A 15,466-nucleotide genomic window follows, 5' to 3' on the forward strand; every position below is an offset into this window, starting at 1 on the left:
CCGGAAAGCATGGCCGAAGATGTGGAGCGCGGGGCGTGGATCATCACTGTCGAGACAGAAGAAACGGACGGCTCAGAGATAAAGGCTTCTGGCCGCCTTGGACGAGAGCAACTCCTTTGCCGGCCCCTCCTGGGCGACCTTACCCTTGACCAGCACATAGCCGCGATCGGCGATGCCCAGCCCCATTTCGGCATTCTGTTCGATCAACAGGATGGTCGTGCCTTGGCGATGGATCTCCCTTGTGATCTCGAAATACTCGCCGATGAGTTTTGGCGAGAGACCGAGCGACGGCTCGTCCATGATCACCAGTCTGGGTTCGCCGATCAGGGCGCGCGCCAGCGCCACCATCGCCTGTTCGCCGCCCGACAAAGTCCCGGCGACCTGGCGCAGGCGCTCCCGGATGCGCGGAAACAGCTTGCACATCTTGTCCAGTTGCACCGCGAAGTTGGGTCCCCTGCCCGACACCGCGTCATAGCCCAGGCGCAAATTCTCCATCACGGTCAGGCCGGGGAACAGCCGGCGCCCTTCGGGAACGAGCCCGACGCCGAGCGACGCGAGGTTTTCCGTGCCGAGCGTCGCCATGTCCTTGCCCATCACCTCGACCTTGCCCCGCTGCGCTCGCACGACGCCGCAGACTGTCATGAAGGTTGTCGTCTTGCCGGCGCCGTTCGGCCCCAGCAGGCAGACCAGTTCGCCGGGGCGCACGCTCATCGCCACGCCGCGCAGCATCGGCACCGCGCCATAGGAAGTATCGACATCCCTGAGTTCAAGCATGGGCGAAAGCCTTCCCGAGATAGGCTTCCTGGACGCGCGGGTCGGCGCGCACCGCCGCGAAGTCGCCCTCGGCGATCTTGCTGCCATAGTCGATGCAGGTGACATGCTGCGGGAACGCTTCGACCACCCGCATGTCGTGCTCGATCAGGATCACCGACAGAGCAGGGTTTTGTACGCGCAGCCGCGTGATGTCGGCCACCAGTGCGTCGGTTTCCGTGTCGTCCATGCCGACCGAAGGTTCGTCGAGCAGCAAGAGCTTGGGCTGTGATGCGAGCGCGCGGGCAATTTCCAGCCGCCGCCTGTCGGCTTGGGCCAGCGTGCCCGCTGGCCGGTAGCGTTGTTCGAACAGGTCGCCGGAGCCGAGCTTGAGCAGGGTTTCGGCCTTTTCCACGCAGGCCGCCATCTCACGGCGCGACGCGCCGGGCCGAAACAGCGCGGTTAGCACGCCGGTCCTGGTGCGGGTGTGCATGCCGATGATCACGTTGTCGAGGACGCTGAGGTCGGAGAACAGACGCGACGACTGGAATGTGCGGGCGATGCCGCGGTCGACAACTTCGTAGGACGGGCGGCCGGTGATCTCGGCGCCGTCGAAGGTCACGCGACCGGAGGTTGGCCGGTAGACGCCGGTCACGACATTGAACAGCGTCGACTTGCCGGCGCCGTTCGGGCCGATGACGGCGAGCACCGCGCCCTTGTCGATCGACAGGCTGACATCGTTGAGCGCGACCAGGCCGCCGAAGCGCATCGTCAAATTCTCGACCTTGAGAAGCGCGCTCACGGCTCGCCTCCGTAGCGCCGCATGCGTTGCGGGAACAGGCCTTGCGGCCGGATCATCAGGAAGCCGATGATGACGACGCCGAAGAACAGCAGGCGGTAGTCGGCGAACGCGCGCAATTTCTCCGGCAGGATGGTCAGCAGGAACGCACCGACGATGACACCGAAAATATTGTCCATGCCGCCGACGATGACCATGGTCATGATGGTGACGGAGACCAGGAAGGTGAAATTGTCGGGAGAAATGTAGGACACGTAGAAGGCGTAGATCGTGCCGGCAAAAGCGGCGAGAAAGGCATCGACCGCGAAGGCCAGCACCTTGAACCACGCCACGTTGATGCCTTGCGCCTTGGCGGCGATCTCGTCGGCGCGCAGCGCGTTCCAGGCCAACCCGATGCGCGAGCCGTGCAGCCGGTGCGCGGTGACGATGGCGACGACGACCAATGCAGCCGACAGATAATAGAAGTTCGCCTGGCTCGGCAGCTTCCAGCCGAAGATCACCAGCGGATCGGCAAAGGAATGGCCGAACAGGCTGGGCGCCGGAATGCCGACCAGTCCGTTCGGTCCGCCGGTCCAACTGAAATTGTTTAGCAGTTGCTGGACCACGACACCGAAGGCGATGGTGACAAGCGCCAGATAAGTGTCGCGCGTGCGCATCGACGGGATGCCGATGATGAAACCGAACAAGGTCGCGGCCAGCGCCGCGACCGGCAGCGTCAGCCAGAAGCTGACGCCGAAATTGATCGCCAGCAGCGCCGACACGTAGGCGCCGATGCCGTAGGAAGCGCCGGTGGCGAAGTTCGGGATGTTGGCGCTGCCGAGCTGGAAATTGAGCGCCAGCGCCAGCACGGCATAGAGCTCGGCGACGATCAGCAGATGAAGGATATAGGTGTTCGAACCGACGAAGAACGGAAAGGCCAGGACGATGACCGCCGCAGTGATCATCGCCACGAGCGGAACCCGGGCAAAGCTCGCCAACGCATAGTCGGCGATCCACGGCAGCCTCTCCAGCAGATAGAAACCGAGGCCGAGCAAGGCCAGCAGGCCGACCACCTGCCAGCCGCCGTCGACTCTGAGGATGAGGTACAGGAACGCTGCCCCGATGATTTGCGAGGCGATGGCGAAGACCGTGGCCGCGGCTATGCCCGGCACGTCGGGTGAAGCACGACCCTGCATGCTAGACTTTCTCCATGACGGTGCGCCCAAGCAGGCCGGCGGGGCGGAAGATGAGCACGGCGATGACCAGCAGGAAGACGAAGACCAGCCGGTAGGAAGCGCCGTCCGGCACGAATGTCTGCGCCAGCACTTCGATGCCGGCAATGATCAGTCCGCCCAATATGGCGCCCGGCATCGAGCCGAGGCCGCCGATCACCGCGGCGGAAAAGCCGAGCAGGCCGGCCATGACGCCGAAGTCGAACCGTGTCACGCCGGCATAGCTTGCGAACAGAAGTCCGGCGATGGCGCCGATAGCCGAGGCAATGAAGAATGTCGCACGGAAGACGCGTGCATCGCGGATGCCCATCATGCGCGCTACAACCCGGTCCTCCGAGGCCGCCCGGATGCGCAGTCCGAGCGGGGTCATGCGCAGGAAGACAAACAGCATGGCAACCAGCGCGACGGTCAGCACCACCACCAGCAGCGCGAACCAACTGATGGCAACACCGGAGATTTCGAAAGCCATGCCCGACACCAGGCGCGGGAAGGCATGCGGGTTCGATCCCTGCGGATAGAGATGGCGGATCAGCTCGCGGATGACGATGCCGAGCGCCACCGTCGCCACCAGCGCCATCATGGCGGGCGCATCGCGGAAGCGCCTGATGACCACCTTGTCGAGCAGGACGCCGATCAAACCGACGGCGAGCACGGCGACCGGAACCGCAAGCACCAGCCAGGCGGGCCCCGAGGCGCCAAGAGCGGTCGCCAACGCCTGGGCAAGCGCCAGCGTGATGAACGGCGCCGTCATCGCGACATCGCCATGCGAGAAATGAATGACGTTCAAGACACCGAAGATCAGGCTGAATCCGATCGCCAGCAAGGCATAGATGCAGCCAAGGGTTATCCAGTTCACCAGTTGCTGGACAAGCAGTTCCGCCATGCGGTCCGTCTCTCGATTGAAGCCGACAGGTATCAACCGCCATCCCGGGCGGACAGAACGAATCTCCGAACTCACGAGTCACAATTTCCGAATTTCGTCACTGAATACGCGCCCGTACACTGATGATCAGCCGACGATCACGATCGGCCGGGTCGCTACGACGGCGGCAGATAATTCTGTTTGAGGTGGAACCATGCAAAACAGGCGCAGTGCGCTTATCCGCGTATCGTCAATTCTGGCCGGCTCTCTGTTTGCCATCGCCCTGGGCGCCGCCCAGGCGCAGGCCGACCAGATCAAGCTCGGCTTCATCGGGCCGCTCTCCGGCGGCAACGCCCAGCAGGGCCTCGGCGCCCGCAACGGCTTCCTGCTCGCCATCGAGCAGGCCAATGCCAGCGGCTATCCGCACCAGGTGGAAGGCGTCGTGCTCGATGACGCCTCCGATCCGGCCGTCGGCGTTTCGGCGGCGCAGAAGCTGGTCAACGATCCCGCGGTGGTCGCGGCAACGGGGCATTGGAACAGCTCGGTCGCGCTGGCGACGATCCCGGTCTTCAACCGCTCGCAGATGCCGTTCATCGTCTGGGGCGCGGTCAGCCCGAAGATCACCGAACAGAACTTCCCGAACGTGACCCGCGTGACGCCGACGCTGGTCAACGAGAACAAGCCGCTGGCCGAAGCCATCGCCAAGCAAGGCAAGATCAAGAAGATCGCCATCATCTCCGACACGACCGACTACGGTGCGGCCAACACCAAATGGTTCGGCGATTTCTTCAAGGCGGCCGGCGGCGAGGTCGTTTCTTCGGATGCCGCGGCTGTCGGCACGACCGATTTCCGCGCTATGCTGACTACCGCGAAGGCAGCGTCGCCCGACGCGGTCTATTTCGGCGGCGTCGTCACCGAAGCAGCGCTGGTGCGCAGCCAGATGGCCGACCTCGGCATGGGCAATCTGCCGATGTACGGAATTTCAGGCATCTACGACCCGAAATTCATCGAGATCGCGGGAGCTGCAGCCGAGGGCACCATCGCCGGAACTCCGGCCGTCCAGTCGAACCCCAAGCTCGAGGAATTCAACAAGGCCTATGAAACCAAGGCTTATCCCGATCCTGCCGGCTCCTATGCGAAATATGCCTACGAGGCGACGCAGATCCTGCTTCAGGTCATCAAGGAAAAAGGCCTCGACGACAAGGAAGCGCTGAGCAAGGCCATTCGTGACATCCACCACGACGGCATTCTGGGAGACGTCTCGTTCGATGCCAACGGACAGACCAACATGGCCATCGACATCGACATGTTCGTCGTTCGCAGCGGCAAATGGGAGAAGATGTAACTACCTGATCGACGCCGCCCGTTCTCGTGGCGCGGCGTCGATCACCGCCGAGCTCGCAAAAAGTCCTGACCGGAGCGCCTGACCATGAATGACGAGGCCGGCAACGGCGCACCTCGAAAGGCCGTCGAGATCAAGGGCGTCTCCAAGGTGTTCGGCACCTATCAGGCGCTGAAGCCTGTTTCCTTCGACATCTACGACAACGAGTTCTTCACGCTGCTCGGCCCGAGCGGCTGCGGCAAGACCACCCTGCTGCGCATGATCGCCGGTTTCGAGCGGCCGACGGCGGGGCAGATTTTCCTGCACGGCTCGGACATACAGGGACTTCCCCCTCATAAGCGGCGGGTCAACACCGTCTTCCAGAGCTACGCCCTGTTTCCGCATATGAGCGTCGAACAGAACATCGGCTTCGGGCTCGAAAACCTCGGCTGGTCAAAGGACCGCCGCGATACGCGCGTCGCCGATATGCTTCGTCTCGTCCATATGGAGGCCTTTGCCGGGCGCAAGCCGCAGCAATTGTCGGGCGGCCAGCGCCAGCGCGTCGCGCTCGCCCGCGCTCTGGCGCCGGAACCGGAAGTGCTGCTGCTCGACGAACCGCTCTCGGCACTCGACCTGAAGCTGCGCCAGGCCATGCGCGACGAACTGCGCATCCTGCAGCGCAAGACCGGCATCACCTTCGTCTTCGTCACCCACGACCAGGAAGAAGCGCTCGACATGTCGGATCGCATCTGCGTTCTCGGCGATGGCGAGATCCAGCAGCTTGGCACACCCGCGGCGATCTACGAGGAGCCGTCGAACCGCTTCGTCGCCGATTTCATCGGCGAGACCAACTTCCTCGATGCTGACGTGATTGCCGTGGACGGCGAGCAGGCAACCGTGAAAACGCAGCTCGGCATGACCTTGACGGCCTCTCACAAGAAAGCGGTCGCCGGGCAGAAGGCCTTCATCTCGATACGTCCGGAGAAAATCAGCCTGCCCGCCCAGGACAACCCGATCGCTATCGACGGCACGATCATGAGCACCAACTATCTCGGCGGCTACACATACTATCTGATTGAAGCGGGCGGCACCAAGCTGCGCATCTCCAAGCGCAACAGCGTCAGCCGCGGCCAGATGTTCGAAATCGGGCAATCGGTAAAAGTTGGCTTTGCCGCCGAATCCGTGCGGATCCTCGGCGCATGAAGGCACCCACAAAAACTCCTGACTGGAATGTCCTCGGCCTGCTGCCGGCCCATCTCATCATGCTGCTGACGCTGATCATCCCGATCGGTATCATCATCGTGGTGTCGTTCTCGACGCGCGGACCTTACGGCGGGTTCGAATATGTGTTCACCACCGCGCCCTACAAGCAGCTGCTGTTCAACGAAGGCTGGACCGGCGAGCTGGAGTTCAATCCGCAATATCTCATCGTCGTTGCCAGGACGCTGGTCCTGTCGGCCGTGACAACATCGATCTGCCTGCTTCTGAGCTTCCCGGTCGCCTATTTCATCGCGCTGCAGCGGCCGGCGATCAAAGTGCTGCTGATCTATCTCGTCACGCTGCCATTCTGGGTTTCAATGATCGTGCGCGTCTATTCCTGGATCATCATCCTTGGCAAGGATGGTGTCGTCGAAAAGACCCTTCGCGGTCTCGGCCTCGTCGACAACATGGACTCGCTGCTGTTCGGCAACACCGCCATGCTGCTCGGTCTCGTCTACAGCTACATTCCGCTGATGATCCTGCCGATCTTCGCCTCGATCGAAAAGCTCGATCCTGCGCTCATCGAGGCGTCGCATGATCTCTATGGCAACCGCCTCACCACATTGCGCCGCGTTATCCTACCCCTCACCCGGCCCGGCATGATCGCCGGCGCGATCCTGGTGTTCGTTCCAAGCCTCGGCGCGGTCCTGGAGCCGACCCTGCTCGGCGGCGGCAAGACCATGATGATGGGCAATCTCATCCAGCTGCAGTTCGGTGGCGCCCGCAACTGGCCGCTCGGCGCCGCCATCGCCATCGTGCTGATGGCCGCGGTCATGGTCTTCCTGATTTTCCAGGGTCTGCGCTCGATGCGCACCGAAGGCCTGGAGCGTGCGGCATGAACGCGGACGATGATGTCAGGCGCTATCCGGGCTTCGGTCTCTTCAGCGCGATCTTCTTCGCCTATCTCTATTTGCCCATCGCCGTCGTGGTGTTCTACTCTTTCAATGCGAACCGGATCGTCTCCAATTGGGGCGGCTTCTCATTGCACTGGTACGCCACCGCTTTGTCCAACGCGAACCTGATGACGGCGGTGAAGACCTCCCTGCTCGTTGCCGCGGTCGCCACAGTCGCCTCGACGCTTGTCGCGTTGATGGCGGCATTGGTGCTGGTGCGCGGCCGCGATGTCCGGTTCCGCCGGATTTCCGAAGCGGTGGTGAACCTGCCGCTGCTCCTGCCCGAAATCGTCGTTGCTGTCGCCGTCCTGATCCTCTTCTCCGAGATCGGGCTCGCCAACGGAATGGTGAAGCTGATGATCGCCCACACCACCTTCTGCATCCCGTTCGCCTTCCTGCCGATACGCGCCCGCCTGCAGGGAATGGACTTCGATCTGGAGGAAGCCGCCCGCGATCTCTATGCAACCGGTTGGGTCGCCTTTCGTCGCGTCACGCTGCCGCTCATCCTGCCGGGTGTGTTCGCCGGCGCCATGCTCGCCTTCGTCATCTCGATGGATGATTTCATCACCAGCAACCTGTTGAATTCCGGTGGCGCCACCACGCTGCCGGTCTACATTTTTTCCCTGATCAAGCAGGGCGTGTCGCCGCAGCTCAACGCAATCTCGACCTTGATCATGATTGTTTCGGTAGTGCTGGCGACCGTGGCCTTCCTGCTTCAGCGACGGCAGTAGCAGCGGCGTAGTTTTTCCTAATCAAGGCGTCGGGCAAATCGAATTTATCGAACCCGACGGTTTGTTATCGTCGCCCTTGGGAGAACAACAAACAGGGGAATGACATGACGACTAAAATTGCAGCGCTCGCCATGGCCGGTGCCATGAGCCTCGCCTTTAGCGTGCCCGCTCTCGCCGAGGGCAGCCTGGCCATCTACGCATGGGCGGATTCCATCTCGCCCGAGATGGTCACGAAATTCGAGAAGGAAACCGGCATGAAGGTCACGGTCGACGCCTTCTCATCCAACGAGGACCTGCTGACCAAGCTGCAGGCCGGCTCGTCGGGCTACGACATCGTCACGCCTTCGCAGCACTTCGTGAAGATCATGATCGATAGTGGGCTGCTCGAGGATTTCGGCGCCAGCTCGATGGCGGCCTACAGCCAAGTCCTGCCGGACTGGCAGAAACCGTGGTGGGATGCGACAGGCAATCATTCGATCCCGCTCGCCTTCGGCAATGCCGGCTACACCGTTAACCGCGACCTCTACAAAGGCCCGGTCGACAGCTGGAAGACCTATTTCGAGCCACCGGCGGAGCTGCGCGGCAAGATCGCCAGCCTGGCGCAGCCCGACGAAGTCATACCGGCAGCGGAAAACTATCTCGGCATCAAATATTGCAGCGAAGACCCGCAGGAGATGAAGCGCGTGCTCGACCTCTTGCTGGCGCAGAAGCCATTCGTGGCGGCCTATTCCAGCGACAACATCGAAAACCGCATCGGCAGCGGCGAGGTTGCCGCCCATTTCTGGTGGGACGGCAACACCATGAGGCTTCGCCGCAACGACAAGGCCAATGTCGAATACGCGATGCCGAAAGAAGGTCTGGTCGGCTGGCTGGATTCCTATGTCGTGCCGAAGGGCGCGGCCAATATCGAGAACGCCAAGAAGTTCATCGATTTCATGACCCAGATCGACAACGCGACGGCGCAGTACAATTATTACGGCCACTCTTCGCCGGTGAAGATCGACGAGAGCAAGGCGCTCTACAACAAGGAGAACGCTCCGGAGCTGTTCCCGACCGTTCCCGTCAAGATGGGCCAGGCCTGCTCGCCGGCGGCGCAGGAACTCGTCACCAAGGTCTGGACGCAGCTTCTGCAATGAGCCGCTCAGCCGGGGCGCGCGCCGCCCCGGCATCTCCATTCTCAAAGGGGCTGGCCATGCAGACCGAAAATCTTGACTACGACTACATCGTCATCGGCGCAGGCTCGGCCGGTTGCGTCCTTGCCAATCGCCTGAGCGCCAACCCGTCCCACAAAGTGTGCCTGATCGAAGCCGGCGGCAGCGACAGCGGCCTGCGGGTCAAGGTGCCTGCCGGCATCCTCTCGCTCTACGGCAATCCGAACTATGACTACTGCTATGTCGGCGTGCCTCAGCCCAACCTCAAGGGCCGCAGGATTCCGGTCAATCGCGGCAAGGCATTGGGCGGCTCCAGTTCGATCAACTCGATGGTCTACATCAGGGGCGCCGCGCAGGACTATGACGAGTGGTCGCGACTCGGCTGCGCAGGCTGGGCATTCAGCGACGTGCTTCCCGTCTTCAAGAAGCTCGAGCGCAACCTGCTTGGCCAAGACCCGCACTACCACGGTACAGGCGGGGAACTGCTGGTCGACCGCGCGATCCGAATGTGCTGTCGTCGATGTTCGTCAAGGCCGGCAACAATGCCGGTCTTCCGGCCAACAGCGACTTCAATGCCGAAAGCCAGTTCGGCCTCGGCATCTACAATGTCACCCAGGATCGCGGCCAGCGCTTCAGCAGTTTCACCGCCTTCATGCGCCCGGTGCTCGATCGCAAGAATCTCACAATCCTCAGCGAATGCGAAGTGATCGACCTCGATATAGCCCAGGGGCGCGCGACAGGGGTACGGGTGCGGCACAAGGGCGAGCAGAAGACGCTGTCGGCCCGCCGCGAAATCGTGCTTTCGGCCGGGGCCATCAATTCACCGAAGATCCTGCTGGCGTCCGGCATCGGCGCAGCCGCCGAGTTGCAGGCGATCGGCATAAAGCCGGTTGTCGATCTGCCGGGCGTGGGCAAGAACCTTCAGGACCATATCGACGGCATGATCACGGTCCGCTCCTCGAGCACGAAGACGCTCGGCCTGTCGCTGCCCAACTTGCCCCGCGTGCTGGCTGCGCCTTTCCGGTACTTTGCCGGCCGCAAGGGCATGCTCACCACCAACTATGTCGAAGCCGGCGGCTTTGCCCGGACGAAGTATGCGATCGGCACTCCCGACATCCAGTTCCACTTCGTGCCCGGCTATCGCAGCCATCGCGGCAGGCTGGTGGAGTACGGCCATGGCTACGCAATCCACACCTGCGTGCTCAGGCCCAAAAGCGTCGGCGAACTCAAACTGTCAGGCCAGGCATCGAAGCGGGATGTGCTGATCGATCATCGCTTCTTCTCGAACGACGAGGATGCCAGGGTGTTGGTCGAAGGCATCAAGATCGCGCGTCAAATCTTTGCCGCATCCGAGTTCGACCCGATCAGGGGGACGGAGATGCTGCCGGGCAAGGATGTTCGCAGCGATGACGAGATCCTCGCCTATTTGCGTGCCGAAGCGCTCACCGTCTATCATCCGGTGGGGACGTGCAAGATGGGGACCGACGCGATGGCCGTCGTCGACCCGGCAACGCTCAAGGTGCGCGGCATCGGTGGCTTGCGGGTCGCGGATGCGTCCGTGATGCCGAAGCTGATCGGCGGCAACACCAATGCCCCCAGCATGATGATCGGGCAGCGGGCAGCGGAGATGATCCTGGGCCGGGGATAATTTCTGTAGCGCAACTCCAGGAAAGGCGTACAGCGGCCTTCCTTCAGTAGCCGCGCAAAAACAATAAGTTGGAGCGGTTCAGTGAATCAAACATTGAACCGCTACCTTTTGCAGCTGGGCTGCGGCGGGCACGCGCCATCGAATTCAAGCGGCTTGATCGTCCCGCTCATCCGCCTCGCCGTTGATCTCGCGCAGCAGCCTTTCGATGTCGGCCTTCGCGAACCGCTGGCGAAACCGACGGTCGAAGGTCGTGAAGATGCCGACGAAGGAGTTGGCGCAGTGCTCCAGCATCGTATCCGCCTCCTGCGCGGAGATGCCGAGTTGCCCTTGCAGAAAGACGATGAACTTTCGCCGCGCGTCTGGGTTCTGAAGCACGACCTTGGCAGGGCCGCCGAGATCGCGGTTGGCATCAATGCAACGGGACGCAAACAAATTGCGCTGCGTGCGCCACACAACGCAAGTTTGAATTGAACCCAGCAGCCGATGAACGGCATCGGTCTGGACATCTCGTTCTATTTGCTCGGCGGTGGAGTGACATGTCATGCTTGTGGTGACATCTCATGCTGGCGGCGCCTTCGGTGGGTCCGCAATTCTGGTGAGGCCTGCTTGCACGTCCTGCATTGTTCCCTAGGGTCTGGCGACTGACGATGGAGGTCCCCGACGAGAAAGTCGATTGCATCGTCATCGGCGCCGGCGTCGTCGGCCTGGCGATTGCGCGGCAGCTGGCGCTCGATGGACGCGAAGTTCTTGTCGTGGAGGCCGAGGACAGCCCCGGGCTGGGCACGTCGAGCCGCAACAGCGAGGTCATCCATGCCGGCATCTACTATCCGAAGGGCAGCCTGAAAGCGCAGCTATGCGTCGAAGGAAAGAACGCGCTTTACCGCTATTGCGAAGCGCGCGGGATTCCGCACAAACGCATCGGCAAGCTGATCGTCGCCGCCAGCGACGCGGAATTGCCGATTCTGGAGGGGATCCGGACCAAGGCTGCGGACAATGGTGTTGCGGACCTGGAGATGCTCAGCCGCTCGGATGTGGAACGCCTTGAGCCTGAACTGGACGTTGCCGGCGCGCTTTTGTCCCCAAGCACGGGGATCGTCGACAGCCGCGCGCTGATGCTGGGGCTACAGGGCGATGCCGAGAATGCCGGTGCCACCTTTGCGTTTCGCGCGCCGGTTCTCGGCGGGAGCGTCGACGAAACGGGCTGCGAGCTCCAGTTTGGCGGCGATATGGAAGGCTATAGGATCGCCGCAAATCTGGTCATCAATGCGGCCGGATTGTCAGCCCATCTCGTTGCCCGAAGCCTCGCGGGCGGGCATGGCGGCAAAATCCCAGATGTCACCTACGTCAAAGGCAATTATTTTGCGCTTGGACGCCGCCCGTCCTTCAACCATCTTGTTTATCCGGTTCCGGAACCAGGCGGCCTCGGAGTTCACCTGACGCTGGATATGGGCGGATCGGTTCGTTTCGGGCCGGACGTCGAGCCCGTCGATGAGGTCGGCTACGCGGTCGACCCAACTCGGGCCACGCCATTTTACGCGGCCATCCGACGCTATTGGCCGGGGCTGAGGGACGGGGAACTGGAGCCGAGCTATTGCGGGCTGCGGCCTAAAACGAACGGGTTGCAGTTCGGCGATTTCGACATTCTGGCAGATTCGTCCGGACGGCTGATCAGTCTTTTCGGAATCGAGTCACCTGGCCTGACAAGTGCGCTCGCCCTGTCGGATAGGGTTGTCCAACTAGTCAGAACGACGAACTCGTCTTGCCTTAGCCTTTGACCGCTCCAGCGGTCATGGATCCTGATATCTGCCGATACATCACAAGACCCAGCAAGGCCGGCGGCAAGGCGCCCAGCATCATGACCGCGGAAGCGGTTCCCCATTTTACGCCGCCGCCGCTTGCGGCGAAAAAAAACGATGCGCCGACCGTCATCGGGACGGCACGGCTGGTTGTCAGCATGAGGCCGAAGAGGAACTCGTTCCAGGCAGTGATGAAGCCGAAAATGAAGGTTGTGACGAGCGCCGGTCGGATGACGGGCCGGACGATCATCATCATCACCTGCAAGGAACTTGCGCCATCGACTTTCGCCGCCTCGTCGAGTTCGACCGGTACATCTGAAATCGCGTTCACCAGGATGACGAGCGCAAGCGGCGCGTTGACGATGGTCAGGATGAGCCCGAGCCCGATCCGCGTATCGAGCAGGCCCAGCCACTGGTACATCATGTAAAGCGGGATCGCGAAGATGATCAGCGGCACGGCGCGAAGGTTGATGACGATCGGCAGGACCAAGCGCTTTCCCGCCTCGCTACGCGCGATCGCATAGGCAGCCGGGAACGCGAGCGCGATCGCAAGGCCGGTTCCAATCAGCGCCGCCACGGTGCTGTTCAGCAGATAGGCATAGATGTTGAAGCGGCTGGTCTGCGTCAGGACCTCCAGATAGTTTTCGAGCGTCGGCTGGCTGATCCACAAACCGGGGTTCGTCGAAAGCTCGCGCTGGCTTTTGAGCGATGTGATCAGCGTCACGATAATGGGGAAATTCATCGCCAGCACGGCGATGGCAAAAACGATCCAGCGCAGTGCCCTGACCATCGTCAAAGCTTCCTGCGGCCGGCAAGCCGGTTAAGGCCGTGGAGAACGATGAACGAAGCCAGGAACAGCACAACCGAGGCGGCGACCGCCTTGCCGATAGCCCCTTCCTTGAAGAAAGCCTGATAGATGTAGATCGACAAGGACGTCGTTGAACCGCCAGCGCCACTGCCGGTCAGTGCGTAGACATTGTCGAACACCCTGAAACCGTCGATGAAACGGATGAAAAACGCGATGACCAGCGTCGGCTTCATCAACGGCAGGTCGATCCAGCGGACGATCTCAAACTGTGATGCGCCATCGAGCGAGGAGGCTTCGCGCACGTCGAGCGGTATGGCCGAATAGGCCATGTAGAAGAGCAGGAAGGCGAAAGGCGTCCATTGCAGCGTCTCCACGACGACAAGGGTGCGGAAGGCATTGTCGATGTCGAGGAAGGCCGGGCTGTCGCCGAACCATTCGAAGAGATAGTAGGGGACGGGGCCCGCGAATTCATGCAGCACCAGCCGGTACATGAGACCGACCATGGCCGGCGCGACCATCAGCGGCAGCATCAACGGCGCCATCAGGACTGGACGCTTGCTCAGAAGCGGCGCCAGGAAGATGGCAAGGAAAAGGCCGATCAGACATTCCGCCGATGCGGTAAGAATACCGAAGCGCAGAGAGAACCAGGCCGAGCTCCAGAATTCGCGGTCGTTCAACACCGCGACATAGTTACCGAAACCGCTCAACACCGGACTGCGCAACGTCTCGAATGTGACGGTCGAAACGGAATAGATCAGATTGACGATCGCCGGAAAGCCGAGAAACAGAAGCAGGAAGCCGACCAGCGGCGTCAGATACTTCCTGCCTTCGGCACGTGTCACAAGGGCCATGTCGATCCGCCAAACGCGCCGGATACCGGGCCTCGGCCCGGCGTCCGGCCAATAATTTATTTCTTCAGAAGGTCCTGCATGCCCGCCTTGGTGTGGGCGAGCGCATCCTCGAGGCTCTGCTGGCCGGACCAGTAGCCGGTGAACTCCTTTGCCTGCAGCTCATAAACCGGGAGCGCATTCGCGGACGTCGCTCCGGTCATGACATAGCCGTACTTGCTGGCGAATTCGCCGAGCTTGACGAGGTCGGGACGTTCCTTCGCAACCTTGCCGACGACATCGGGAGACAATGCCGGCGAACCGCCGCTGCGCGCATAGAGCAAGGCCGCATCCTCGGTGGCGAGCCACTTCAGGAACTTGACGGCGCCTTCCTTGTTCTTGGCGTTCTTGTTGAGGCCCAAACCAAGGCCGTGGATATGATCGGCGCGTCCGTCGGGACCTGCCGGCGGCGCGATGATCCCGGTCACCTCGGCGACGGCCGGGGATTTTTCGGTGCTGGTCAGATCCGCCGCCGCGGCGTTCCACTGGAGCGCTGTCGCGGCCTGGCCGGATGCGAAGGCCGCGTTGGTTTCCGCATATTCGTAGCTCAGCGAATCCTTGGGCGACGACCCGGCATCATAGAGCTTCTTGTAGAGCTCGAGGCCTGTCCTGTAGGCATCGGAATCCACCGTGACATTGCCGTCCTTGTCCATCCAGTCGCCGCCGTAGGAGCGCGGCAGCGACTGGAAGACCATCATGTTGAACAGCAGGTTCTTCATCTGCAGGACCGTGCCGTAGCGCACCGGGCTGTCGGGGTTCACCCGCTTGGTGAAATAGAGGGCGGTGGCCCCCCAGTCGTCCCAGGTCCAGCTGTCCGGGTCTTTCGGCTGCAGCGGCTTGCCGAGATACTTCTGGGCGATTTCACCATAGGTCTTCCTGGCGGCGTCATCCCTGATCAAGGCGTCGATGAGATCCTTGCGGTAGTACATGAAGTGCAACGAAAGGTCTGTCGGCACGCCGTATTGCTTGCCGTCGAACTGCATCGTCTTGAGAACGGATTCGCCGAAAACCTTGGCCGCGTCCGCGCCAAGATCGATCGGCTCCATATAGGGCGCGTAGCGACCGAGCGAGTAGGTGGCGACGAGGTTCACGTCGAAGGCACTGGATCCGGCCGCCATGTCGGCCTGCAGCTTGTCGTAAAAGCCTTCGCGGTTGAAGAACAGCAACTCCACCTTGTCGGCATCACTGGCCTGCGTGTTGTAGGTTTCCACGGTTGCCCGCAGTGCGGTTTCCTCGGAGCCGCCAGGCCAGCCGAGCACGGTCACGGTTGCGTTGGCAGAGGTCGGCAAAGCCGTCCCCGCAAGGAGGGTGGCCATAAGCGCAAAAGACGTCCTGCTCAATTTCATGAT

The 15,466-nt window shown here is 61.9% G+C and carries 15 protein-coding genes and 1 pseudogene; 9 read left to right on the plus strand and 7 right to left on the minus strand.

Going from position 1 to position 15,466, the window contains the following annotated elements; all coding sequences use genetic code 11:
• Positions 1-72: 72 nt before the first annotated feature.
• From NKI69_RS09920 to NKI69_RS09935, 4 genes are read right to left on the minus strand one after another with little or no spacing between them, the layout of a single operon-like run.
• A complete protein-coding gene (locus NKI69_RS09920; protein WP_352721130.1) occupies positions 73-774 on the minus strand; it encodes an ABC transporter ATP-binding protein in 702 nt (233 codons plus the stop codon).
• Positions 767-1,552 (minus strand): ABC transporter ATP-binding protein, encoded by a 786-nt coding sequence (locus NKI69_RS09925; RefSeq protein ID WP_352721132.1) that lies wholly within the window; start codon positions 1,550-1,552, stop codon positions 767-769. Before NKI69_RS09925 ends, NKI69_RS09920 begins: the two co-directional genes overlap by 8 nt.
• A complete protein-coding gene (locus tag NKI69_RS09930; protein ID WP_023809430.1) occupies positions 1,549-2,724 on the minus strand; it encodes a branched-chain amino acid ABC transporter permease in 1,176 nt (391 codons plus the stop codon). The genes NKI69_RS09925 and NKI69_RS09930 overlap by 4 nt, the downstream gene beginning before the upstream one ends.
• 1 nt (position 2,725) lies before the next feature.
• Positions 2,726-3,643, minus strand: a complete 918-nt coding sequence (locus NKI69_RS09935; protein ID WP_023809431.1) for a branched-chain amino acid ABC transporter permease — start codon at positions 3,641-3,643, stop codon at positions 2,726-2,728.
• A gap of 193 nt (positions 3,644-3,836) precedes the next feature.
• Between NKI69_RS09935 and NKI69_RS09940 the strand changes: the two genes are divergently transcribed.
• The 9 genes and pseudogenes from NKI69_RS09940 to NKI69_RS09980 all read left to right on the plus strand — a co-directional run bounded on the left by NKI69_RS09940 (position 3,837) and on the right by NKI69_RS09980 (position 12,401).
• Positions 3,837-4,967 carry a branched-chain amino acid ABC transporter substrate-binding protein gene (locus tag NKI69_RS09940; RefSeq protein WP_127271535.1) on the plus strand — a complete coding sequence of 377 codons (1,131 nt, stop codon included), beginning with the start codon at positions 3,837-3,839 and terminating at the stop codon, positions 4,965-4,967.
• Positions 4,968-5,051: 84 nt separating this feature from the next.
• A complete protein-coding gene (locus NKI69_RS09945; protein WP_352721134.1) occupies positions 5,052-6,146 on the plus strand; it encodes an ABC transporter ATP-binding protein in 1,095 nt (364 codons plus the stop codon).
• Entirely contained in the window at positions 6,143-7,042 is a 900-nt protein-coding gene (locus tag NKI69_RS09950; RefSeq protein WP_031212568.1) for an ABC transporter permease, read from the plus strand. Before NKI69_RS09945 ends, NKI69_RS09950 begins: the two co-directional genes overlap by 4 nt.
• On the plus strand, positions 7,039-7,827 hold the full coding sequence (locus tag NKI69_RS09955; protein WP_127292325.1) for an ABC transporter permease: 789 nt from the start codon (positions 7,039-7,041) through the stop codon (positions 7,825-7,827). The genes NKI69_RS09950 and NKI69_RS09955 overlap by 4 nt, the downstream gene beginning before the upstream one ends.
• 104 nt (positions 7,828-7,931) lie before the next feature.
• On the plus strand, positions 7,932-8,963 hold the full coding sequence (locus tag NKI69_RS09960; RefSeq protein ID WP_352721137.1) for an extracellular solute-binding protein: 1,032 nt from the start codon (positions 7,932-7,934) through the stop codon (positions 8,961-8,963).
• Between the two features lie 56 nt (positions 8,964-9,019).
• Positions 9,020-9,361: pseudogene (locus tag NKI69_RS09965) on the plus strand (GMC family oxidoreductase N-terminal domain-containing protein); the annotation flags it as partial.
• Positions 9,362-9,498: 137 nt separating this feature from the next.
• Complete coding sequence (locus NKI69_RS09970) at positions 9,499-10,626, plus strand: GMC family oxidoreductase (RefSeq protein WP_352721139.1); 1,128 nt, start codon at positions 9,499-9,501, stop codon at positions 10,624-10,626.
• Between the two features lie 81 nt (positions 10,627-10,707).
• The gene (locus NKI69_RS09975) at positions 10,708-11,097 is read left to right on the plus strand and encodes a hypothetical protein (protein WP_155930552.1); all 390 of its coding nucleotides are present in this window, start codon (positions 10,708-10,710) and stop codon (positions 11,095-11,097) included.
• 176 nt (positions 11,098-11,273) lie between these two features.
• Complete coding sequence (locus tag NKI69_RS09980) at positions 11,274-12,401, plus strand: NAD(P)/FAD-dependent oxidoreductase (RefSeq protein WP_128303908.1); 1,128 nt, start codon at positions 11,274-11,276, stop codon at positions 12,399-12,401.
• Here the strand turns inward: NKI69_RS09980 and NKI69_RS09985 are convergent.
• The 3 genes from NKI69_RS09985 to NKI69_RS09995 are packed head-to-tail and all read right to left on the minus strand — an operon-like array spanning position 12,391 to position 15,463.
• Complete coding sequence (locus NKI69_RS09985; RefSeq protein WP_352721141.1) at positions 12,391-13,212, minus strand: carbohydrate ABC transporter permease; 822 nt, start codon at positions 13,210-13,212, stop codon at positions 12,391-12,393. The two genes, NKI69_RS09980 and NKI69_RS09985, sit on opposite strands and share 11 nt — an antisense overlap.
• Positions 13,213-13,214: 2 nt before the next feature.
• Positions 13,215-14,081: a carbohydrate ABC transporter permease gene (locus NKI69_RS09990; RefSeq protein WP_352721143.1), complete on the minus strand. Its 867-nt coding sequence runs from the start codon at positions 14,079-14,081 to the stop codon at positions 13,215-13,217.
• A 56-nt stretch (positions 14,082-14,137) separates the two neighbouring features.
• Positions 14,138-15,463, minus strand: a complete 1,326-nt coding sequence (locus NKI69_RS09995; protein ID WP_502900166.1) for an ABC transporter substrate-binding protein — start codon at positions 15,461-15,463, stop codon at positions 14,138-14,140.
• Positions 15,464-15,466 lie beyond the last annotated feature (3 nt).

This window comes from Mesorhizobium sp. M0491 (assembly GCF_040321265.1).
Classification (GTDB): domain Bacteria; phylum Pseudomonadota; class Alphaproteobacteria; order Rhizobiales; family Rhizobiaceae; genus Mesorhizobium.